Raw genomic sequence first — 21,959 nt, 5'->3', positions numbered from 1 at the left:
GTCTTACGAGCTCAGCTGGTCGCGGATCGGCAACTGCCGGATCCGGCGGCCGGTGGCGGCGAAGACCGCGTTGGCGATGGCCGGCGCCACGGGGGGCACGCCCGGCTCACCGACACCACCGAGCGGGCGGCTGTAGTCGTTGTTCTGGATCAGGTGGACGTGCAGCTCCTTCGGGGCGGCGTCGAGACGGGTGATCTCGTAGCCGTCGAAGTTGTTCTGCTGCGCGCGCCCGTCCTTGAAGGTGATCTCGGCCGACAAGGCCAGGCCCATCCCCATGACGACGGCGCCCTCCATCTGCGAGCGGATCCGCTCCGGGTTGACGTGCGGCCCGCAATCGACGGCGATGTCGATGCGCTTGACCGAGACCTCGCCCTTGGAGCCCACCTCCACCTCGGCCGCGACCGCCGTGTGGGTGACGAAGCTGTAATGCCCGGCAATGCCGAGGCCCCGTCCCTTCGCCAGCTTGCGGCCCCAGCCGATTCCCTTGGCCGCCGTCTCGATGACCCCGCGCAGGCGCGCGGTCTCGATCGGGTAGCGGGCGGGATCCTCGCCGTAGTTCCAGACGTCGCCGATGCTGGTCGGGTCGATCACCCGGTCGGGGCCGATCAGGGCCAGCAGGTACTCCTTCGGGTCCTTGCCCGCCGCATGCGCCAACTCGGCGACGAAGGACTGGATCGCGAAGGCGTGCGGGATGTTCGAGACCGAGCGGAACCAGCCGATCCGCACATGCGCGTCCGCCGCCGGGTTCTCGAGCCGGATGTTGGGCACGTCGAAGGGCGTGTTGGTCAGCCCCATCCCGAGTTCGAAGGGCAGCTCGTTCTTGGCGCCGGCGGCGAAGATCGAGCCGATCGTGGGGGCGGCCGACCGATGGAGCCAGGCCACCGGCATGCCCTTGTCGTCGAGGCCGGCCTCCAGGCGCTCCACCGAGATGGTGTGGTAGTAGCCGTGGTGGAGATCGTCCTCGCGGGTCCAGGTGAGCTTCACCGGGGCACCGTCGACGGCCTGCGAGCACAGGGCCGCCTCGACCACGTAATCGGGCTTCGACTTGCGGCCGAAGCCGCCGCCGAGCAGCGTCACGTTCACCTTGACCTTGTCGGCGGGCAGGTTGAGCTTCTTGGCTAGGCGGTCATGCGTCGCCTGTGGCGCCTGGGTGCAGGCCCAGGCTTCGCAGAACCCGTCCTTGATCCGCACGGTCGCTGCCGGCGGCTCCATCGGGGCCTGGACGAGGTGGGGCACGAAATACTCGGCCTCGACCCGGCGCTTGGCCTTTGCCATCGCGCCGTCGACGTCGCCCTGATTGCGCACGACCTTGCCGGGCGCACGCGCCGCCTTCTCCAGCTCGCCACGGAAGGCGACGGAATCGTAATTCGCGTTCGGGCCGTCGTCCCAGGTGATCTTCAGGGCCTCGCGGCCCTTCATCGCCGCCCAGGTGTTCTTGGCGATGACGGCGACGCCGCCGATCGGCTGGAACTCGGACGGGATCTCGGGCGCGTCGATCTTGAACACCTTGACCACGCCGGGGATCTTCATGGTCTCGGCATCGTCGTAGCTCGCGACCTTGCCGCCGAAGACCGGCGGGCGGGCGACGAGGGCGTAGAGCATCCCGTCGAGCCGGATATCGAGGCCGTAGATCGCCTTGCCGGTGGTGATGTCGCGGTTGTCGATGAGGCCGATCTTGCCCTTGCCGATGAACTTGAAGGCCTTGGGATCCTTCAGGGTCACGCTCTCGCGGGCGGGCACGGCGAGTTCGGCGGCAGCTGCCGCCACGTCGCCGTAGCCGAGGGTGCGCTTCGACTTGGCATGGGTGAGGACCGAGTTCTCGGCCTTCACCTCGGTCACCGGCACGCCCCATTGCTTGGCGGCGGCCTGGACCAGCATGGCCTTCGCGGCCGCACCCGCATGGCGCAGATGCGGGAAGAAGTGGCGCAACGAACGCGAGCCGTCGGTATCCTGGTTGCCGAACCGGGCCTCGTCACCCCAGGCCTGGGCGACCTTCACCTTGGCCCAATCGGCCTCGAGCTCGTCGGCGACCACGAGGGCGACGGAGGTGCGCACGCCCTGGCCCATCTCCGAGCGGTGGCAGGTGATGGTCACGGTGCCGTCGGGGGCGATGGCCACGAACACTTTCGGGTCGTCCTGCCAGCCATGCGGCATGGCATCGGCCCCGAATTTCTTCGGCTCGTCCTTCTTGTCCTCGGCGCGCGCGGAATCCCGCCATGACAGGGCGAGCACCAGGGCGCCCATGCCGCCGAGCATGGCACGGCGGCTGACATTGGCGAGGGCGCTGGGGGCAGCGGCCGTCTCGGTGGCGAGATCGGTCATGAGCTGGGCGTCGTGAATCACAGGCGCTCTCCCTTGTTGGTGGCGGGGGCGTTACCGGCGGCCTGATGGATCGCGGCGCGGATGCGCGGGTAGGTGCCGCAGCGACAGAGGTTGCCGCTCATCGCCTCGTCGATCTGGTCGTCGTTGGGCTTCGGGGTGTCCTTGAGGAGGGACGCCGCCTGCATCATCTGCCCGCACTGGCAATAGCCGCATTGCGCCACGTTGAGGTCGCGCCACGCCGCCTGGACCGGGTGGTTGCCGTCGGGCGAGAGCCCTTCGATGGTCACCACCTCCTGGCCCTCGGCCGCGGAGACGGGGGTGACGCAGCCGCGCACGGCGGTGCCGCCGAGATGGATGGTGCAGGCGCCGCACAGGGCCTGTCCGCAGCCGAACTTGGTGCCGGTGAGGCCGACTTCGTCGCGCAGGAACCAGAGCAGCGGCATGTCGGGATCGCCGTCGAAGCTGCGTTCAGCCCCGTTCACGGTGAGTTTGATCATCGGTGTATCCTGTCATCGATCAGGCCACGGACCGGTCGGGATCGGCTGACCGCCAATCCGTCGGGTCCCGAATACCTTGAAGGTCGTCAATCAGGCGCGGGGCGCGCGAGACATCGTCGCCGTCCCGCATCGAAACGTGCCTGAGGTGCGGCAGCGGATCCGGCGCCCCTCGACAGGGAGCCGTCGCAGTGCACGAAGCTCCCACGCCCCGTACCTCATAATGAATCCAATTAACCGGTGCGGGTGCTGCGGTGCAACGGTTCGCAGCCGTGGACGCTGCCTCGGCGAAGCTCGGCCATGGGCTCGATGTGCTGTTGCGCACAGGACGTATCCGGCCGATGCGAGAGGGGGCGATGTCGTGCGTTGTCTAGGCCGGTTTCCCACGATGGCGCGCCGATCGGGCTCCAACCCAGCCGTCACCTCTCGATTCGACCCGGCATCCTCCGCGCGTCCCGGCGTCGTCTGGATCAGGTCTCGACCAACCCGGAACTGGAGCCGCTGGCCTCGGAATCCCCACGCCCATGCGGCAAGGCGAGGTATTCCGACGATCGCATCTCGATGAGGCGCGAGACCGTGCGGTCGAATTCGAAGGCTTCGCGGCCTTCGGTCACCGTGTAGAGCCCGGTCGGCTCGGCCGCGGCGGAAGCGATCAGCTTCACGTGGGCATCGTAGAACGTGTCCACCAGAATGATGAAGCGCTTGGCCTCGTTGCGATTCTCCTCACCCATCACGGGGATGTCGGACACGATCACCGTCTGGAAGGCATGGGCGATGGCCATGTAGTCGGAGGCGCCGAGCGGCTGGGCGCAAAGGTCCGAGAACGTGAACCGGGCGACGCCGGCGGCCTCTTCCGGCACGGCCACTTCGCGGCCCTTCACGCGGATCGTGGTCGGCTTGCCCCTGGCCTTGCCGGTGAGCCCCTTGAATGCCCGGTCGAGGGCGGCCGTCGCGGTCTCGTCGGCGGGCACGTGATAGACCGAGGCGCCGCCGAGCTTCTCCAGACGGAAATCGGTGCGGGAATCGAGGCGCAGGATCTCCACCCGGTTCTTGAGTTCGTCCACGAAGGGCAGGAACAGCGCGCGGTTGAGGCCGCCCTCGTAGAGCCGGTCGGGCTCGACATTCGATGTCGCCACCACGGTGACGCCGCGCTTGAACAATGCCCCGAACAGCCGCCCGAGGATCATCGCATCGGCGATGTCGGTCACGGTGAATTCGTCGAAGCAGAGCAGCGTCGCCTCCTCGGCGAGGGCGTCAGCCACCACCGGAATCGGGTCGTCGCCCTTGGCCGTGCCCGCCTTCAGGGCCTGCCGGTGGGCGTGGATGCGCTCATGCGCATCGGACAGGAAGCCGTGGAAATGCACGCGGCGCTTCTTGCCCGGCGCCGCCTCGTGGAACAGGTCCATCAGCATGGTCTTGCCGCGCCCGACGGAGCCCCAGATGTAGAGGCCCTTCGGCGGGCCCTCGCTGTCGCTGCTGCGCCCGAACAGCCAGCCGAGCGCGCTGCCCTTCTTCGCCCGTCGGCGTCGGTCGAGATCCTGCACCAGCCTGTCGAGCGCGCGCACCAGATGGATCTGGGCCGGGTCACGCTCGATGGCGCCGGACGAGACCAGCATGTCGTAGCGCGCCGAGACCGGGCCGGGTGGAGCACCATGTCCCTGCTGGCTGACGGACGGAGCGGAACCGGACGGGGGACTCACGGGGATGACGACCTCGGATACGTGAAGGCGCGATGGCCATGCGCTCGTCGATGGAACCGGTCTGCAATGCGCAACCGGGAGGATCAAGCGCGACACTTCGGCGGGATGACGTTTTGTTGCATTGCACAAAAGTTGAGGCGATGCCATCTGATGGCCTCCTCGAGGGAGGTCACGCCCGGAGCCAGCGCAAGATGCGCGACGTCACCCGGAGCACGGCACCACGATGCCTGATACCCATCCGACCGGACAGAATGTCCGGCGTCTCTGGCCGAGCGACCGTGCCATGGTCGAGGCCTATTTCCTGCGGCTCGACCCCGATACCAGAGCCAACCGCTTCATGGCCGCCTTGAGCGACGCCGCGGCGGTCGCCTACGCGTCCCGCGCCCTCAAGGTCGAGGGGCTCGTCTTCGGCGGTTTCGTCGAGGGAGAATTGCGCGCGCTCGGCGAGTTGCGTCCGCTGACCGGTCCCACGCCGGGACTGAGCCTCGGCCGCGAGGCGGAGGCCGCCTTCGCCGTGGAGCGCGGATTCCGCCGCAACGGCCTCGGCCAAGCCCTCTTCCGCCGGATCGCCGCGGCTGCGCGGAATCGCGGCGTCCGGGATCTGCATGTCCGCTGTCTCAGCCGGAACGCGCCGATGCGCCGCCTCGCCGCCAAGCTCGGTGCCGAAGTGACGCTCGCCGACGGCGAGGCGGAGGGAGCTCTCACCCTGGCGCGGCGGACGCCGATCTCACTCTGGCGGGAGGGACTGGACGAGGCGCTGGATTTCACGCTCGCAGTGGCGGCCGCCGCCGAACCGCTGAAGCGGGCGGCGTGAGGGGAGAGCCGGGGGGGCGGATTGGCGGCGAAAGCCGGCAGGGTTACCCTGGGGCCATCCCCGGGCGGTGCCGCCGGCTTCGCATCCGCCCGACCCCCTTTCGAGAAGACCACTTCGCCATGAGAGTCTCGTTCGCCCCGACATACGCACTCGTCGCCGGTGCCATCCTGGCTCCCCTCGCCGTCTCGGCGCAGGGGCGGCCGGCGACCCCGGCCATGCTCTGCGCCGAGGCCGCCGCCCTGGTGAACCGGGCCGGTGCCATCGTGATGACGACGGGACCGATCACCTATGACAGGATCGTCCGCGACGGCGGTTTCTGTGCCTTGCCCGAAGCGCCCAAGCCCGCCTTCGAGATGACGCGGGACGTCGCGAAATGCTTCGTCGGCTATGTCTGCCGCGACAAGTTCAACGAAGGCAGCACCCGCGACTGAGCGCCGGCCCCGATCGTCGATACGGCCAAGCTGCCATCTTGCGGCCAAGCCTCGACCCGATCGCCGCCGCACGGCTCCCTTAGCGAGACTCCATCGATCACGATCGAGGGGGCCTTCCATGACCAAAGCCGAGAACCCGATCCACGACCGACGCTCCCCCGACGGTACCGCCGCGCTGCGACTGGAGCGGTGCGTGGCGCATACGCTGCGCGTCATCGAGGCGGCCTGTGTCGAGCGCGAGGACGCGCCGGTGAAGGCGGCGCGGCGGCATCTCGCCGAGATCTACGGCGTGACCCGCCTCAGCCGCCGCCTCGAGCGCCGTGGAACCCCGGCCTGAATCCGGCCCTGCGGTTCAGCGCTGCGGGCGCCCCGGCTTCGTCGCGAGCCAGATCGTGTGGCGGGCGCCGCTGGTGACGTTGGCCCGGACCGGCACTTCGTCGACGCCGAATCCGCCCCGGCGCAGGCGCTGGGTGAAACTGTTGTCCGGATGCGCGGACCAGATCGCGAGCACGCCGCCGGGCCTCAGCGCCGCCATGGCCGCGCCCAATCCCGCTCCATCATAGAGCCTGTCGTTGGCCGGTCGGGTGAGGCCGTCCGGGCCATTGTCCACGTCGAGCAGGATCGCGTCGTAGGCGGAACTCGCCGAGCGGATCGCGCCGACGATGTCGCCGATCCGCAATTCCACCCGGGTATCGGAGAGGGCATCCGCCGACAGGGCGCTCAAGGGGCCGCGCACCCACTCCGCCACGTTCGGCACCAGTTCAGCGACGACGATGGTGGCGTCGGGCCGCAGGGCGTCGAGGGCGGCGCGCAGGGTGAAGCCCATGCCGAGTCCGCCGATGAGGAAGCGTATGCCGGCGCGGCCGCCGACCCGTTCCGCGGCAAGGCTCGCCAGCGCCTTCTCGGAGCCGCTGAGCCGGCTGTTCATCAGCTCGTTGTGGCCGAGCTGGATCGAGAATTCGGTGCCGCGCCGAAGCAGCCGCAACTGTCCCGCATCGCCGGGGATCGGTGCCGTGTCGAGAACGGTCCAGGGGATCATGGGCGGGGTCGACAGCGGAACGGCATGGCGTCCCGGCTATCACAGGTGGCGCGAGGGATCACGCGATCCGCGCAAGTTCCCGGCCGGGCAGGCCCGGCCGGGAGGGGCAACGGGGCTAGAACAGCCCCTCGATCTGCCCGTTGGCATCGAGGTGGATGCCTTCCGAGGCCGGAACCTTGGGCAGGCCCGGCATGGTCATGATCTCACCGCAGATCACCACGACGAAGCCGGCCCCGGCCGAGAGCCGCACGTCGCGCACCGAGATGAGGTGGCCCGAGGGGGCGCCCATCAGGGTCGGGTCGGTGGAGAACGAGTATTGCGTCTTGGCCATGCAGACCGGCAGGTGGCCGTAGCCGTCCTTCTCGAACTGGGCGAGCTTGGTGGCGGCCTTCGATTCCACCTGGATGTCGCCCGCGCCGTAGAGCTTTGTGGCGATGGTGCGGACCTTGTCGGTGAGCTTGGTCTCGGTCTCGTAGGCGAAGGTCAGCGGCTTCTGCTCGCCCTCGGCGAGCTTGACCACGGCATGCGCCAGTTCCTCAGCGCCGGCGCCGCCTTCCGCCCAATGCTTGCAGGTGATGGCCTCGACGTCGAGCTTCTCCCGGCACAGCTCCTTGAGCTTGGCATGTTCCGCGTCGGTATCGGCGTAGAAGTGGTTCACGCCGATGACCACGGGCAGGCCGAAGCCGCGCACGTTGGCGACATGGCGGGCGAGATTGGCGAAACCCTTCTCCAGGGCGTCGAGGTTCTCGGAGCCGAGTTCCTTCTTCGACACGCCGCCATGCATCTTGAGGGCGCGCACCGTGGCGACGATGACCACCGCCGAGGGCTTCAGACCCGCCTGACGGCACTTGATGTCGATGAACTTCTCGGCGCCGAGATCGGCGCCGAAGCCGGCTTCGGTGACCACGTAGTCGCCGAGCTTGAGGCCGGCGCGGGTGGCGATCACCGAGTTGCAGCCATGGGCGATGTTGGCGAAGGGGCCGCCATGGATCAAAGCGGGGTTGCCCTCGAGCGTCTGCACCAGGTTGGGCTGCAGAGCGTCCTTGAGGAGCACGGTCATCGCGCCCGTGGCCTTCACGTCGGCGAGGGTCACCGGCTTGCGGTCGCGCGTCTCGGCGATGACGATGCGGCCGAGCCGCGCTTCGAGATCGTCGAGGTCCTTGGCGAGGCAGAACACCGCCATGACTTCCGAGGCGACGGTGATGTCGAACCCGTCTTCGCGCGGGAACCCGTTGGCGACGCCGCCGAGGGACTGGTTGATCGAGCGCAGCGCCCGGTCGTTCATGTCGACCACGCGGCGCCAGTGGATGCGGCGCACGTCGATGTTGAGCTCGTTGGCCCAGTAGACGTGGTTGTCGATGAGCGCGGCGGCCAGCGAATGCGCCGAGGTGATGGCGTGGAAGTCGCCGGTGAAGTGCAGGTTGATCTGCTCCATCGGCACGACCTGGGCCTTGCCGCCGCCGGCAGCTCCGCCCTTCATGCCGAAGCAGGGGCCGAGCGAGGGCTCGCGCAGACACATCACGGTCTTCTTGCCGATGCGGTTGAGCGCGTCGCCGAGACCGACCGTGGTCGTGGTCTTGCCTTCTCCGGCAGGGGTCGGGCTGATGGCGGTGACGAGGACGAGCTTGCCCTCGGGCTTCGATTCGAGCGACTTGATGAACGCGTGATCGATCTTGGCGATATGCTTGCCGTAATGGTGCAGGGCTTCGTCCGGCACGCCGATCTTCTCGGCCACCTGCGTGATCGGCTTCAAGGTGGCCGCGCGGGCGATCTCGATGTCTGAGGGCATTCAACTCTCCCGGTCTGTCGTCGCGATGGCGTGTCGCGCTGGCGTTTGTTTGAAGGGGGTCGCGTGTTCGGATTGTCCGGCATCGGCATCGCGGGCATCCCGCGCGCCGTGCAGCCATGTTCCACCGTTGCCATCACTGTGAGCGATGGAGCAAGCAAAAGCGCGTCGGATTTTTTCAACGCAGCGGCAAAATTTCATTTGAGATCAGGACGTCCACAGCATCCGGCCCGGCTCGTCCAAGATCCTGCCGGCGGATCGGCGCGTCGAACACCGTGTCGAAGCGCCGTCAGCCGGTCATCGCCGTCGCCGTGTAGCCGGCCTGGTCCAGCGCCTCGGCGATCGTCAGGCTCTGGGCATTCGTGGTGAGCGCGACGCGGCCGTGATCGAGGTCGACGACGACGTGCGCTTCCGGATCGATGCGCAGGATGGCCCTGCGCACGGCCTCCGCGCAGCCGTCGCAGGTCATGCCGTCCACCTGCATCAGGAGGTCTACCCGTCTCGCGTCCATCGGCCGGCTCCCGTCGCTGGGTCGTGTCCCTCGCCAATGTAGAGCCAAATCCCGTGTCGCCGCGAGGGGCGGTGGCCGGGGCGACCTCGGTGTCGATGCGAGACTGCCTGAGCCCATGCGTGGAAGCTCATGCAACACATGGCAAAAAACCGGTTCATGCAGCCCGCACCCATCTTGTGAGACCTCGTCGTCTCGGCGACAACCGGGGACTGTCTCGATTCGCGAAATCCGTGGACGAGGCCCCTGATCTCCGTTCGATCGTCGTGAGGGTAAGAGTATTCCGATGGCCCGGATCGTCGGCCGACGCACGGGATTGTGGGTCCTGAGTCTCATCGGGTTCGTGGTCCTGGCGCCGCTCGCAGTGATCTCTCCCCTCGGCGGCGCCTTCGGATTGGCGGCCATGAGCGGCGTCGTCGCCATCCTGGCCGCGCGCCGGGCACGCAGCCTCGACAAGCGCTGCGAGAAGCTTTCGGGCGAGGTCGATATCCTGTCCCAGCGCCTCGTGCGCCTGGAGACGGTGGCCCGCCTCATCGCCGACCAGCAGATGCGGATCGAGCGCGCTCGCGGTGTCGAAGCCGGCGCGCCGGAGGCTGGGCCGGTCGAGACTGCCTCGGTCAACGCCGCCGTCGAAGAGGTCACGGCGGAGATCGGCCTGCTCAGCGGCATCGTCCGCGAACTCGCCGCCGTGGTCGCGACGCAGGACGGTGAGATCGCCCGGCTTAAGGAGACGCCGCCGGCCCCTCCGCTCCCGGCCGTCAGGCCGGTGGCGATGCCCGTCGTCTCTCCGCCTTCCCCCGCATCGGGGAGCAAGACGGGCGGGGCTCCCTGGGTTCCGCGTGCCTGGCCGCTCCAGGAAAGGCCGGAGATCGCCGAGGATCCTGCGCAGCCGGACCGGAGCCGGGATAGGGTCATCGTCGGGGCTTTCGACGGCGAGGGGCTCGAAGTCCATCTCCAGCCGATCGTCTCCCTGCCCCAGCGCAAGGTCGTGTCCTACGAGGCGCTGGCGCGCCTGCGCATCGGCTCCGACATTCTCAAGCCCGAGCAGTTCCTGCCGGTCCTCGAGCGCCACGGGCGTACCACCGAACTCGACCGCCGCATGCTCCAACTCGTCGCCACGGTGGCACGCCACCTCGCCGGGCGCGGCAGCCAGGCGGTGGTGAGCTACGGCCTGTCGCCGCATTCCCTGTTCGAGCCCGGATTCCTGCGCACGCTGCCGCGGCTTCTCGCCGGCGAGCCCGACCTGTCCGGGCGCCTCGTGATCGCGCTGCCCCAATCGAGCTGGCGCAGCCTCGACGCCGAACAGGCCGGGGCGCTGGCGGATCTGCGCGGCCGCGTCGGCTTCGCCCTCGACCGGCCCGTGGATTTACGCCTCGATCCGTTGGCTCTGGCGGATCGTGGCGTCAGCCAGGTCAAGGTGCCCGCCGATCTCCTGCTGCGTCCCGGCTCGCGTCAGGCCATGCCCGATATCGCCCTCGACGATCTCGTCGCCTCCCTGTCGAGGGCCGGCATCCGCCTTGTCGCGGAGGCGGTCGAGCGCGAGAGCGATGTGCCGGACCTGATCGACCTCGACGTGCCGCTGGCGCAAGGCTCGGTCTTCGCCCCGGCCCGGGCCGTGCGGGCCGAGGTTCTCGGCGCCACGCCGCCACAGGCCGCGCCGCCCCAGGCACCCACGCCGACGCGGGAGCCAGCCGGCGACGAGCCCGAACCGCCGCCGCAGCGCCGCCCGTTCCGCGACTTCCTGCGCCGGGCCGGCTGAGCTCCCGCGCCATGATGCCGGTGCGTTGATTTCAGCCCCCGGCCGGCCTAACCGGTCGGCCATTCCCGTTCGCACCCATTCCTTGCCAGTCAGGCCTGCCTCATGAGCGAAACGATCGCGCGCGCCACGAAGGCGGCTCACATCCCGATCCTGGATGGGTTCTCCGTCGTCGCCGAGCGCTACGACCTGATCCTGTGCGACGTCTGGGGCGTGCTCCATGACGGAACGCGGGCGCATCAGGGCGCGGGCGATGCCCTGATCCGATTTCGCAATCTGCCCGAGGACGGTCGCCGGCGGCGGGTCATCCTCGTCTCCAACGCGCCCCGCCCCTGGGCCGGCGTACAGGTCATCCTCGACGGCTACGGCGTGCCGCGCGAGGCCTACGATGCGATCCTGACTTCGGGCGACCTGACCCGGCGGCTGATCGCCGAGCATCCCGGCGAGCGCATCCATCATCTCGGGCCGGAGCGCGACGCGACGATCTTCGACGGACTCGACCTTCGGCTCGTGGCGGCGGAGGAGGCGGATCGCGTGGTCTGCACCGGCCTGTTCGACGATACCTGCGAGACGGCGGACGATTACCGCGACATCCTGGCCGGGTTCCGGGCGCGGGAGGTGCCGATGATCTGCGCCAATCCCGACCTCGTGGTCGAGCGCGAGAAGAAGCTCATTCCCTGCGCCGGTCTGATCGCACAGGCCTATGCGGAGATCGGCGGCGCGGTGACCTATGCCGGCAAGCCGTACCGCCCGGTCTACGAGGCGGCGCTCGCCATGGCGGGAGATCTCGATGGCGGGCTCGTGCCGGACGTCGCTCGCGTCCTCGCCGTCGGCGACGCCCTGCGCACCGACATTGCCGGGGCCGCGGCCTACGGCATCCCGAACCTGTTGGTGGCGCGCGGCATCCATGCGGAAGAGCTGGGCGTTCTCGCCGAGCACGACAGGCTGGGTGAGGTGGCCGAATGGCTCGCCCGTCAGGACGTCCGCCCCGATGCCGTCATCGAACGGCTGGTCTGGTAGCGTCTCCCGACCTCGTCATGCGTGGCCGACGAGACCGCGAGTGTCAGGAGAACAGGGCGTCGATCTCGTCCTGGGCCGTGGCCGGCCCCTTGATCTGAGGTCCGTTGAGAAGGAGCAGCTCGGCACGCACCCGACGCTCCACCTCGGCCGGGTCGACGCCGCCCTCGTCCTTCGCCTTCACGGCGGCGGCGAAGCGCGACAGGCGGCTTTCGAGCTGTCGCAGGGACTCGCTGACCTTCGAGATGCGTTGACCGGTAATGTCCTGGAACGTGCAGGCCTCGAAGATGTCGTTCATCCGCGCCTCGACGGCGGCGCGGTAGTTCTTGTCGTCAGGCAGGCTGAGGATTTCCTCGGCTGCCGTCATGATGGAGTTCGTCGCGCCCGCCGTCGCTTCGACGACGCTGCCGAGTTCCTCATGCGCCATCGGCAACCGATCGCGGGTAAGCTCGTTTGCCCGGAGCGCCGCGATCTCCTTGCGGACATGCGCGATGTAGTCGGCGATCTCGACCAGCTCCCGGATCAGCGTCGGTCGGGTCGCTGCCGGTGTCTTGCCGACCGTTCGTGCTTGTTGCGCCATGACCATCGCCGATCGCTCCACGCCCATGTCAATCGCTGAAGAAGAGGAGCGAGTCCGCGGCTCAGGCGCCGCAGACAGCTTCGATCTTGCTCTTCAGGGTCGCCGCATTGAAGGGCTTGACGATGTAGTTGTTCACGCCCGCCTTCTTGGCGGCGATCACGTTCTCGGTCTTCGACTCGGCGGTGACCATGATGAACGGCGTGGTGCGCAGAGCTTCGTCGGCGCGGACGTGGCGCAGCAGCTCGTAACCGGTCATCGGCTCCATGTTCCAATCGGAGATCACGAGGCCGTATTTGCGGTTCTTCAGTCGGGCGAGGGCGGCGGTACCGTCGGACGCATCGTCGACCTCTTCGAAGCCGAGCTGCTTGAGCAGGTTGCGAATGATGCGGACCATCGTCTGATAATCGTCCACGACGAGGATCGGCATGCCGAGATCGAGGGCCATGGGTCGGGGTGCTCCGTCGGTGCAAGGGCCGGTGCGGCGTGCCGCGACCCAGATAAGTGGCAATGTCTTGGGGAAGCGCCGCCACGCGCCGCCTCTCATTCATGAAAGTACCGCGATCGGCATTGCGAAGCGGTTAACTGCGCAAGGGATCGCGCATCCCGTTGCGATCTGCCCCGTTGCTTCCCTTGACCCTCCCTTGGCTTTTCGACAGGTTCCGCGCGAATTCTCCCATGGGCGCCGCGTCGTCCACCGCTTTTTCGAGACCGCTTGAACCCGATGGCGCCAGCCGACGATCCTTCCGCGCGCCCCGGAGCCGGCTCCCCATCGGAGCGGCCCTTCACGATCTGCCGCGAGGACGAGGCGGTGCCGGCGAACCTTGCCGGAGCCATCGCCGCGATCGGCAATTTCGATGGCGTGCACCGGGGCCACGGCGCCCTGGTCGAGGCTGTCCGCGAGGAGGCGGACAGGCACGGGCTGCCGGCGGTGATGCTGACCTTCGAGCCCCATCCCCGCGCCTATTTCGCTCCCGATCTGCCGATGTTCCGGCTGACGGGGCCGGCCGCCAAGGAGGTCGTCTTCGCCCGCCTCGGGCTCGACGGCCTGATCGTGCGCCGTTTCGACGCGACGATGGCGGGGACGACCGCCGCCGATTTCGTCCACGGCCTGCTCAAGCGCGATCTCGGCCTTTCCGGCGTCGTGATCGGCCACGACTTCCATTTCGGGCGAGGACGCGAGGGCACGCCGGACGTGCTGGCCCGGCTCTGCGCGGAAGCCTCCTTGAACTGCCGGATCATCCCCGCCGTCTCCATCGGGGAGGGCGAGGCTCCCGTCTCGTCGAGTGCGATCCGGGAAGCCTTGCGGCGGGGCGACATCACCCTCGCGAACCGGTTGCTCGGCTATCGCTGGTTCGTCTGCGGCGAGGTCCGGCATGGCGACAAGCGTGGCCGGACACTGGGCTATCCCACGGCCAACATGGCCCTGCCCGATTGCGCTCTCGCGCACGGCATCTACGCCGTCCGCGTCGGATTGCCCGACGGGACGGTGCGGGACGGCGTGGCGAGCTACGGCCGGCGCCCGACCTTCGACGACGGCGCGCCGTTGCTCGAGGTCAACCTGTTCGGGTTCTCGGGCGACCTCTACGGCCGGACCATCGCCGTGGAGTTCCTGGGTTACATCCGCGGTGAAGAGCGCTTCTCAGGGGCCGAGGCCCTGATCGCGCGCATGGATGTGGATGCCGCCGAGGCGCGCACCCTCATCGCCGCCGACGGCGTTCCATCGATGATCGGCTGAGACCCGGCTCGACCGGTCTCAGGGCGATCAGCGGTTGGTGGTGTCGATGGAGGCGAGGCGGCGGGCCGCCTCCTGCAGCGCGCTCCGATGGCCGCTGCCGCTGAGCGCGTAGACCGAGCGTCCCGCGGTCCAGTAGGCGGTCTCGCCGTCGCCCGGGCTCGTCACCTCACCGGTCGAGATCGCCTCGTTGGTGGCGCGTGCGGCGAAGAGGGAGACTTCGCCGAGGTCGGGTGCATCGATCAGAACCTCGACGCCCGCGCCGTGGCGTCCGGGCACGATCTGGACGTCGCGCACGGACCAATCCCCCGGAAGATCCGGCAGGACGATGCCCGTGGCGTTCGAAATGCCGGCCTTGTCGTAGCTCGGCGTCGCACGCGAGCCGAGGCGGACGCGGATCTGGGCCGCCTCCCTGGCCTGGCGCGCATCGGCCACCAGGGCCGGATCCACCGGCGCGGCGAAGGTGTCGGGCACGCCGAACTCGCCGGTATCCGAATGCGCGATCCAACCGGCGCCGACGAGGAGCACGATCACCGCCGCGCGCTTCAGCCGGTCGCCGAAGCGGCGCCATGCCATGGACCGGTCGAGGCGACGGGCCGCGGAGCGGTTGCGCTCGGGGCCGGGTCCCGGCAGTTGCGAGAAGGCCTGGCGCAGGGCGTCCCTGTCATGCATCTCGGCCATCACCCGCGCCGCGGCAGCGGGCGTGCGTGCGAGGTAGGCTTCGACCTCGAGCCGGCGCATGACGTCGAGTTGGCCATCGACGAAGGCGGCGAGGTCACTGTCGGTGATCGGGTCGATCATGACGGGCATTTCCAGTTCGACGAGTCGGAAGAGGCCGCGCCTCGATGCAGTCCTGGTACTCTCGACCGAGTACCCACGAGTTCGATGCCCTTACGATCCGCCGACGGCTTTGGGGGCTATCCTCGTGTCGTGGCGGGTATCCTGGCCGCTCCAGTCGCTCACGAGACGCAGGTGCGGACGCTCGGGCTTGATCGAGCCTCCGCCCTGCGACGGTTCGGAGCGATTCCGGCCGCTACCGGCCTCTCCCTCCTCGAAGGCGCGCAGGGCGGCGCGACCACGACCGAGCCGGGACATCAGGGTCCCGATAGGAATTCCGAGCACGTCGGCCGCGTCGGCATAGGCCATGCCTTCGAGGGTCACGAGGTGGAGCGCGGCGCGCTGCTCCTCCGGCAGGGTCAGGAAGGCCTGGCGGATCTGGGCGAGGCGCACCTGCCCTTCCTGGGAGGGTGGCACGCTCTCGTCGCCCATCTGGACGAGTGATTCGACGTGGCGGGCTTCGACCCGCTTACGGCGTTGATCGTCGATGAAGACGTTATGCAGCACGGTCATCATCCACGTCCGCAGATTGGTGTTCGGCCTCACGGAGAGGCCGGATTCCAACGCGCGGACGAGGGTATCGTGGACGAGATCGTCGGCCTTCAGCGCATCCCGCGTCAGCGAGCGCGCATAGCGTCGCAACGGGACCAGAAGGTCGACGATGGAGGAGGCGGAGGCGGTCTGAGTCGGTTCGGCCGTCATCAGCAATCAACGCGTGAGCCCGGCCGTCTAATCCGGCCGGGCGACGGACTATTGATAGGTCGCCTTCAGATTCAGGGTGCAGTCGCGGCCGATGCCCTCGTAATGCTCGGCCAGCCAAGCCTGCGCCGCCGCACGGCCCTTGTCGCGGAGATCCTCGAACGAGCCGATCCGGGCATCCATCCGCGAGGACGCCTTGTAATCGTCGAGGGCTCCGGTCCCGTCGATGCGATGGACCAGCATGCGATGATAGTCGTTGCGACCGAGCACGCCGTCCTCGATCAATCCGTCGACGAAGTCGATGGCGCGCAATTCCCGCATCAGGTTGGCGTTGAAGGTGATCTCGTTGAGCCGGTCCTGAATCTCCTCGCGCGAGCGCGGGGTCTCCCGGCGCTCCACCGGGTTGATCTGAACCAGCACGACGTCGCGGGTCTGGGCTCCGTGAAACAGCGGGTAGATCGGCGGATTGCCGAGATAGCCTCCATCCCAGTAGGGCACGCCGTCGATCTCCACCGCCTGGAACACGGTCGGCAGGCAGGCCGAGGCCATCAGGTGGTCGACACTCAGGGCTTCACGCTCGAAGATGGCGAGCTTGCCGGTCCAGACATTGGTGGCCGAGACATAGATGCCGGCGGTCTGGGCCGAGCGAAGGCGGTCGAAATCCACGTGCTTGGCCAAGGCCTTGCGCAGCGGGTTCACGTTGAGCGGATTGGAGACGTAAGGGCTCGTCTTCAGGGCGCGGGTCCAGAAATCGAGGACCGGGTTCTGGCTCCAGAAATCGAACACGTGATCGAAGACGCCACGCTGGGCCGGCCACAGGTCGCCGTCGAGACTCGCCTCGCGCCAGAACCGGTCGAGGGCGGCGCGGGCGCCGTCGGGGCCGCCGGCGACCCACCCGTCCACCATCACCACCGCGTTCATCGCGCCGGCGCTGGCGCCGGTCACGGCTTCGAAGGCGAGGCGGCCATCCTCGATCAGGGCATCGAGCACGCCCCAGGTGAAGGCGCCGTGCGCGCCGCCGCCCTGAAGCGCCAGTGCCACGGTCTTCTCGGCGTTCGGACCGGCCAGGCTGACGGCCGGGTGCGCGACGGGCCGCGGTTGGACCGTCTCGACGTCGGTCGAGAGCGAATCGGCGGGGGCAGGCTGTTGGGAATCGAGCATCGTCAGCTCCACATGGGAGGATTGCACAGGCGCATCGGAGACGGGAACATGGTCATGGTGCGGTGCAGCATCAAAGGTCGCAGGGCAGCAAACCGCTGGCTGCATGGATCGGTTCCGCTTGGGCCGTCGCTGTGGCGGACATGTCGCACTGCGCCAATTCCCTCGACATCGGCCATGGGATAAGACATGTCACCCGACGCTGGGCCGGAATGCTGCGCGCGGACCGTATCGCCACGTGGCTTCGCCATGTGGCATGCGGCCTTGACGCATGCGGCACGCCATCTCAGCTAACCGGCAGGGTCCTCGAAGTCCGGACCCTTCACCCGATCTTCGCGAGAAGTCGGCAGAATTCGATACCAGACGACCCTGGCCCTGCGCCCGCTTTCCGGGCAGGCAAGGCCACATGCAAGGTCAGCGATGGACGCCATGATGGAAGCCAACTCCGCCGATCCCTTCGGCCCCGGTATCTCGATCTCCGGCCCGGAGATCGCCGGTCCCGCGCCGCGCCACCGTACGGTGGGTGTCACGGTCGGCGAGGGCGAGGGAGCCGTCACCGTCGGCGGAGGCGCTCCGGTCGTCGTCCAGTCGATGACCAACACCGACACGGCCGATATCGATGCCACGGTGGCGCAGGTCGCCGCCCTGTCGCGGGCCGGCTCCGAACTCGTGCGCATCACCGTCGACCGCGACGAGGCGGCGGCGGCGGTGCCGAAGATCCGCGACCGGCTGGCGCGCATCGGCGTCCACGTGCCGCTGGTGGGCGACTTCCACTATATCGGCCACAAGCTCTTGTCCGATCATCCGGCCTGCGCCGAAGCCCTGTCCAAGTACCGGATCAATCCGGGCAATGTCGGCTTCAAGGAGAAGAAGGACACGCAATTCTCGACCATCGTCGAGCAGGCGGTCCGCTACGGCAAGACCATCCGCATCGGTGCCAATTGGGGCTCCCTCGACGAGGCGCTGCTCACGCACCTGATGGATGAGAACGCCAAGTCCGCACGCCCCATCGACGCACGCGCCGTGATGCGCGAGGCCATGGTGCGCTCGGCCCTGTCCTCGGCCCAGCGCGCGGAAGAACTCGGTCTCGGCAAGGACCGGATCATCCTCTCGGCCAAGGTCTCGGCGGTGCAGGACCTCATCGCGGTCTACCGCGAGGTCGCCAAGCGCTCGGATTACGCGATCCATCTCGGTCTCACCGAGGCCGGCATGGGCTCGAAGGGCCTCGTCGCCGCCTCCGCGGCGATCGGCGTGCTGCTCCAGGAAGGCATCGGCGACACGATCCGCTACTCGCTGACCCCCGAGCCCGGCGGTGACCGCACCGTCGAGGTCAAGGCCTCGCAGGAACTCCTGCAGACCATGGGCTTCCGCACCTTCGTGCCGATGGTCGCCGCCTGTCCCGGCTGTGGCCGCACCACCTCGACCACGTTCCAGGAACTCGCCCGCGACATCCAGAACTGGATCGTCACCTCGATGCCGGAATGGAAGAAGACCTATCCGGGTGTGGAAGGCCTGAACGTCGCGGTGATGGGCTGCATCGTCAACGGTCCCGGCGAATCGAAGCATGCCGATATCGGCATCTCGCTTCCGGGCACCGGCGAGACCCCCACCGCCCCGGTCTTCATCGACGGCAAGAAGGCGATGACCCTGCGCGGCGCGACGCTCGCCAAGGATTTCGAGACGGTGGTGATCGACTATATCGAGCGCCGTTTCGGCCAGGGCGCCCGCACGGCCGCCGAATAACGACGTCCGGCACGAACCCTGTCGTCCTGCCTTGCCTCGGTGCGGGGCGAGCGCGCTCGCTCGCCTGCGACGAGGACTGCAAGCGGGAGGGTTCGCCGGTCACGGGATCGTCGTTCTCTGCCCAACGGCCGCATGATACGACGTTGGCATGCTTCGCGCTGGTACGCTCGGGACCGGTCGCGAGGTGTCCGTGCCGACGTGTTCGGGCGATGGGGGACCGAGTGTCGGTTTCCGCTCTCGACTCGTCAGTCTCCGCCACCAACGCCCTGCGGTAAGCCAAGCCTCCCCCTTCGACCCCTCTCTCCGTCGCAGAAGCCTGATCGCAGCGCATGACGCAAACCGCTACCCCGAGCGTACCCGGCGCTCAGCCCGATCCCGCGGCCCGGCCCGAGAGCGGGCCGGCCGAGCACGGGCACGGGAAGACGAGCTTCTGGACGCTGGTCGTCGGCTCGGTCGGCGTCGTCTACGGCGATATCGGCACCAGCCCGCTCTACGCGTTCCGCGAAGCCCTCGGCCCGGCGAGGGCGGACGGGATCCTGCTGCCCGAGGAGATCCTCGGCACGACGTCGCTGATCCTCTGGGCGCTGCTCCTGATCGTCACGATCAAGTACGTCGTCATCCTGCTGCGCATGGACAATAACGGCGAGGGCGGAATCCTCTCGCTGATGGCGCTGGCCCGCAAGGCGCTCGGCGGCTCGCGCATCGTCTTCATGCTTGGGCTGCTCGGTGCCTCGCTGTTCTACGGCGATGCCGTGATCACCCCGGCGATCTCCGTGCTCTCGGCGGTGGAGGGCCTGAAGCTCGTCACCCCGGCCTTCGAGCATTACGTCCTGCCGATCACGGTGGCGATCATCTTCGCCCTGTTCATGGTGCAGAGCCGGGGCACCAGCAAGGTCGCGGCCTTCTTCGGTCCGATCATGGTGGTGTGGTTCCTGGCCCTCGGTCTCGCGGCCCTGCCGCACATCATCTCGCGGCCGGACGTCTTCCTCGCCTTCAATCCCTGGTACGCGGTGCACTACCTCCTCGGCCACGGCACCGGGGCGCTGGTGGCCTTGGGCGCGGTGTTCCTCGCGGTCACCGGCGCCGAGGCGCTCTTCGCCGATCTCGGGCATTTCGGGCGCCGGCCGATCCAGGTGGCGTGGCTCGGCCTCGTGGCCCCGTGCCTGACCCTGAACTATCTCGGCCAGACCGCCCTCGTGCTCAACGTGCCCGAGACGACCGACCCGTTCTTCCAGCTCGTTCCCGAATGGGGCCTGCTGCCCATGGTGATCCTGGCGACCATCGCCACCGTCACCGCGAGCCAGGCCGTCATCACCGGCGCGTTCTCGCTGTCGCGACAGGCGATCCAGCTCGGCCTGCTCCCGCGCCTCGAAATCCGTCACACCTCGGAATCGCATTCGGGCCAGATCTTCCTGCCGCAGGTGAACATCCTGCTCCTCATCGGCGTGGTGGTGCTCGCCGTGCTGTTCCGGTCCTCCTCGGCCTTGGCCTCGGCCTACGGCATCGCCGTGACGGGCACGATGCTCCTCACCGCGAGCATGGCCTTCATCGTCTTGTGGAAGTCGTGGAAGTGGTCGCCGATCGCCGCCGCCGCCGCGATCATGCCGTTCATCTTCATCGAGTTCCTGTTCCTGCTCTCGAACCTGCTGAAGGTGTTCGAGGGCGGCTACGTGCCCCTGGTCCTCGCCGGATGCCTCATCATCGTGATGTGGACCTGGGTGCGGGGCGTGAACATCCTGTTCAACAAGACCCGCAAGACCGACGTGCCGCTGCTGGAACTCGTCGGCATGCTGGAGAAGAGCCCGCCCCACCACGTGCGCGGCACGGCGGTGTTTCTCACCAGCGACCCGTCGATCGCGCCGGCCGCCCTGCTCCACAACCTCAAGCACAACAAGGTGCTGCACGAGAAGAACGTCATCCTCACGGTGGAGACCGTGGATACGCCGCGCTCCAGCGATGCGGACCGTATCCGCATGGAGCCGATCGGCCCGCACTTCTCGAAGATCGTGATGAAGTTCGGCTACATGGAGACGCCGAACATCCCGCGGACGCTGACGCTCCTGAAAAAGCAGGGCTTCAAGTTCGACATCATGGCGACGTCGTTCTTCCTGTCGCGGCGCTCGATCCGCCCTGCCGCGCATTCCGGCATGCCGCTCTGGCAGGACCGCATCTTCATCACGCTGGCCAAGAACGCCAACGACGCCACCGACTTCTTCCAGATCCCCACCGGCCGCGTGGTGGAAGTGGGGACGCAGGTCACCGTCTGAGGCCGGCCTTTCCCCCTCGAGGGGCTACGGCCGCGGCAGGTTGATGATCGGCGGCGGCGGCGGTGCCTCGGGAGCCAGTGCGGCGAGCGTCGCCGGGCTGCCGGCATGCGCGACGTGGGTTCTGCCCTGCGGCTTTGCCGCGACCTTGGCCTTAGCCCGAGCACTCGTTGCCGCGTGAGTGGTGACAGCGCGATACGATGCCGACGGAGCCGCCTGGGCGTTCGCTGCCTCGCCCGCAGCGGCAACCGCCAGCGGCGTTGCGGAGGCTTCGGCGGCCGGACTCGCGGCAACCGTCTCCGTCGCGACCGGAACGACCGGGGCCGGCAGAGCCTCGGGGACAGCAGCGACCGGTGTCGCGGCAAAGGCCAGGGCGGCAGGGGGTGTCGCCTGCTCGACGGCACCGGGCTTGCGCTTCTCGTAGAAGGCGTTGCCGCCGGCCACCGCCACGTAATGCATGTTGTTGTAGTGGAACGTGCGTCCGGCGGTGTGGAAGTACATGGCGCGGCCGACCTTCGGGTGGCGCTGGCCGGCAATGACCGCGTCGGCGGCGTCCGCGACCTTGGTCAGGTCCTTTTCCGTCATCGGCTTGGTGAGCACGCCCGTGGCGAACTGACGGGGCTGGCCGACCACGGCGCAGATACCGCCATCCGGGAAGGCCGCCGCCTCCAGACGGTTCATCACCACCGTGCCGACGGCGAGCAGGCCGTCGGAATCGCTGCGGTTCGATTCGAAATACATGGCGCGGCCGAGGCAGTCGCGCTCCGCGTCGCTCACCGCCATGGGCTTCGCGGCGAGACCCGGGCCACCGAGGGAGCCGGTCGTGGTGGGAGAATTGCAGGCGCCGAGGCCCATCGTCGTCATCAGCAGGACCCCGTAAAGTCCTGTCGTCGCCGATCGGGGATACCCCATGCCGTCCCGCTCCCGTTTTTCCTGAACGGTCTAGCTCGGCGGGAAATGTGGTTTCTTTTGGAAAGGGTGAGGCGCTTGGCAGTGCCGGAGCCAGCGAACCGGACCCGGACGGGGGAACCGGTTCGCGAAAAATCAGTCGTGCGATGAGTAGCTTGGTAGGAAACCGA

The 21,959-nt window shown here is 68.2% G+C and carries 20 protein-coding genes; 8 read left to right on the top strand and 12 right to left on the bottom strand.

Going from position 1 to position 21,959, the window contains the following annotated elements; genetic code table 11:
* Positions 1-3: 3 nt before the first annotated feature.
* The 3 genes from A3OK_RS0117650 to zapE form a co-directional block, all read right to left on the bottom strand.
* Complete coding sequence (locus A3OK_RS0117650; RefSeq protein ID WP_019906214.1) at positions 4-2,343, bottom strand: xanthine dehydrogenase family protein molybdopterin-binding subunit; 2,340 nt, start codon at positions 2,341-2,343, stop codon at positions 4-6.
* On the bottom strand, positions 2,340-2,819 hold the full coding sequence (locus A3OK_RS0117645; protein WP_019906213.1) for a (2Fe-2S)-binding protein: 480 nt from the start codon (positions 2,817-2,819) through the stop codon (positions 2,340-2,342). The genes A3OK_RS0117650 and A3OK_RS0117645 overlap by 4 nt, the downstream gene beginning before the upstream one ends.
* A 467-nt stretch (positions 2,820-3,286) precedes the next feature.
* On the bottom strand, positions 3,287-4,432 hold the full coding sequence (gene zapE / locus A3OK_RS0117640; RefSeq protein WP_019906212.1) for a cell division protein ZapE: 1,146 nt from the start codon (positions 4,430-4,432) through the stop codon (positions 3,287-3,289).
* 307 nt (positions 4,433-4,739) lie between these two features.
* On the opposite strand from zapE, the gene A3OK_RS0117635 reads away from it, so the two are divergent.
* The 3 genes from A3OK_RS0117635 to A3OK_RS0117625 all read left to right on the top strand — a co-directional run bounded on the left by A3OK_RS0117635 (position 4,740) and on the right by A3OK_RS0117625 (position 6,098).
* Positions 4,740-5,330 carry a GNAT family N-acetyltransferase gene (locus A3OK_RS0117635; protein WP_019906211.1) on the top strand — a complete coding sequence of 197 codons (591 nt, stop codon included), beginning with the start codon at positions 4,740-4,742 and terminating at the stop codon, positions 5,328-5,330.
* 119 nt (positions 5,331-5,449) lie between these two features.
* Positions 5,450-5,761 carry a hypothetical protein gene (locus A3OK_RS0117630; protein ID WP_019906210.1) on the top strand — a complete coding sequence of 104 codons (312 nt, stop codon included), beginning with the start codon at positions 5,450-5,452 and terminating at the stop codon, positions 5,759-5,761.
* 118 nt (positions 5,762-5,879) lie between these two features.
* Positions 5,880-6,098, top strand: coding sequence for a hypothetical protein (locus tag A3OK_RS0117625; RefSeq protein ID WP_019906209.1), 219 nt, complete (start codon positions 5,880-5,882; stop codon positions 6,096-6,098).
* Positions 6,099-6,113: 15 nt separating this feature from the next.
* Here the strand turns inward: A3OK_RS0117625 and A3OK_RS0117620 are convergent, their stop codons facing one another.
* From A3OK_RS0117620 to A3OK_RS0117610, 3 genes are all read right to left on the bottom strand, one after another.
* Positions 6,114-6,800, bottom strand: a complete 687-nt coding sequence (locus A3OK_RS0117620; RefSeq protein ID WP_019906208.1) for a hypothetical protein — start codon at positions 6,798-6,800, stop codon at positions 6,114-6,116.
* 115 nt (positions 6,801-6,915) lie between these two features.
* Complete coding sequence (locus A3OK_RS0117615) at positions 6,916-8,589, bottom strand: formate--tetrahydrofolate ligase (RefSeq protein ID WP_019906207.1); 1,674 nt, start codon at positions 8,587-8,589, stop codon at positions 6,916-6,918.
* A 286-nt stretch (positions 8,590-8,875) separates the two neighbouring features.
* Positions 8,876-9,097 (bottom strand): heavy-metal-associated domain-containing protein, encoded by a 222-nt coding sequence (locus A3OK_RS0117610; RefSeq protein WP_026597382.1) that lies wholly within the window; start codon positions 9,095-9,097, stop codon positions 8,876-8,878.
* Positions 9,098-9,380: 283 nt separating this feature from the next.
* On the opposite strand from A3OK_RS0117610, the gene A3OK_RS0117605 reads away from it, so the two are divergent.
* Positions 9,381-10,853: an EAL domain-containing protein gene (locus tag A3OK_RS0117605; RefSeq protein ID WP_019906205.1), complete on the top strand. Its 1,473-nt coding sequence runs from the start codon at positions 9,381-9,383 to the stop codon at positions 10,851-10,853.
* Positions 10,854-10,955: 102 nt separating this feature from the next.
* Positions 10,956-11,870, top strand: coding sequence for a TIGR01459 family HAD-type hydrolase (locus A3OK_RS0117600; protein WP_019906204.1), 915 nt, complete (start codon positions 10,956-10,958; stop codon positions 11,868-11,870).
* Between the two features lie 43 nt (positions 11,871-11,913).
* Here the strand turns inward: A3OK_RS0117600 and A3OK_RS0117595 are convergent, their stop codons facing one another.
* Positions 11,914-12,447 (bottom strand): protein phosphatase CheZ, encoded by a 534-nt coding sequence (locus tag A3OK_RS0117595; RefSeq protein WP_155912068.1) that lies wholly within the window; start codon positions 12,445-12,447, stop codon positions 11,914-11,916.
* Between the two features lie 61 nt (positions 12,448-12,508).
* Positions 12,509-12,892: a response regulator gene (locus A3OK_RS0117590; protein WP_018046001.1), complete on the bottom strand. Its 384-nt coding sequence runs from the start codon at positions 12,890-12,892 to the stop codon at positions 12,509-12,511.
* Positions 12,893-13,168: 276 nt separating this feature from the next.
* On the opposite strand from A3OK_RS0117590, the gene A3OK_RS0117585 reads away from it, so the two are divergent.
* Positions 13,169-14,182, top strand: a complete 1,014-nt coding sequence (locus tag A3OK_RS0117585; RefSeq protein ID WP_019906202.1) for a bifunctional riboflavin kinase/FAD synthetase — start codon at positions 13,169-13,171, stop codon at positions 14,180-14,182.
* A 27-nt stretch (positions 14,183-14,209) separates the two neighbouring features.
* On the opposite strand, the gene A3OK_RS0117580 is transcribed toward A3OK_RS0117585, so the two are convergent.
* The 3 genes from A3OK_RS0117580 to A3OK_RS0117570 form a co-directional block, all read right to left on the bottom strand.
* Positions 14,210-14,980, bottom strand: coding sequence for an anti-sigma factor (locus A3OK_RS0117580; RefSeq protein ID WP_036303113.1), 771 nt, complete (start codon positions 14,978-14,980; stop codon positions 14,210-14,212).
* A 90-nt stretch (positions 14,981-15,070) separates the two neighbouring features.
* Entirely contained in the window at positions 15,071-15,718 is a 648-nt protein-coding gene (locus A3OK_RS0117575) for a sigma-70 family RNA polymerase sigma factor (protein WP_019906200.1), read from the bottom strand.
* Positions 15,719-15,766: 48 nt separating this feature from the next.
* Positions 15,767-16,876: a patatin-like phospholipase family protein gene (locus A3OK_RS0117570; RefSeq protein WP_051093037.1), complete on the bottom strand. Its 1,110-nt coding sequence runs from the start codon at positions 16,874-16,876 to the stop codon at positions 15,767-15,769.
* A 426-nt stretch (positions 16,877-17,302) separates the two neighbouring features.
* Here A3OK_RS0117570 and ispG point away from each other — a divergent pair, with 426 nt between their 5' ends.
* Both ispG and A3OK_RS0117560 read left to right on the top strand, forming a co-directional pair.
* On the top strand, positions 17,303-18,616 hold the full coding sequence (gene ispG, locus A3OK_RS0117565) for a flavodoxin-dependent (E)-4-hydroxy-3-methylbut-2-enyl-diphosphate synthase (RefSeq protein WP_019906198.1): 1,314 nt from the start codon (positions 17,303-17,305) through the stop codon (positions 18,614-18,616).
* A gap of 329 nt (positions 18,617-18,945) precedes the next feature.
* Positions 18,946-20,883, top strand: a complete 1,938-nt coding sequence (locus A3OK_RS0117560) for a potassium transporter Kup (RefSeq protein ID WP_019906197.1) — start codon at positions 18,946-18,948, stop codon at positions 20,881-20,883.
* 24 nt (positions 20,884-20,907) lie between these two features.
* On the opposite strand, the gene A3OK_RS0117555 is transcribed toward A3OK_RS0117560, so the two are convergent.
* Positions 20,908-21,663, bottom strand: coding sequence for a cell wall hydrolase (locus A3OK_RS0117555; protein WP_245259447.1), 756 nt, complete (start codon positions 21,661-21,663; stop codon positions 20,908-20,910).
* Positions 21,664-21,959: the final 296 nt, after the last annotated feature.

This window comes from Methylobacterium sp. 77 (assembly GCF_000372825.1).
Classification (GTDB): Bacteria; Pseudomonadota; Alphaproteobacteria; order Rhizobiales; family Beijerinckiaceae; genus Methylobacterium.
This window is presented reverse-complemented; position numbering and strand designations above follow the sequence as displayed.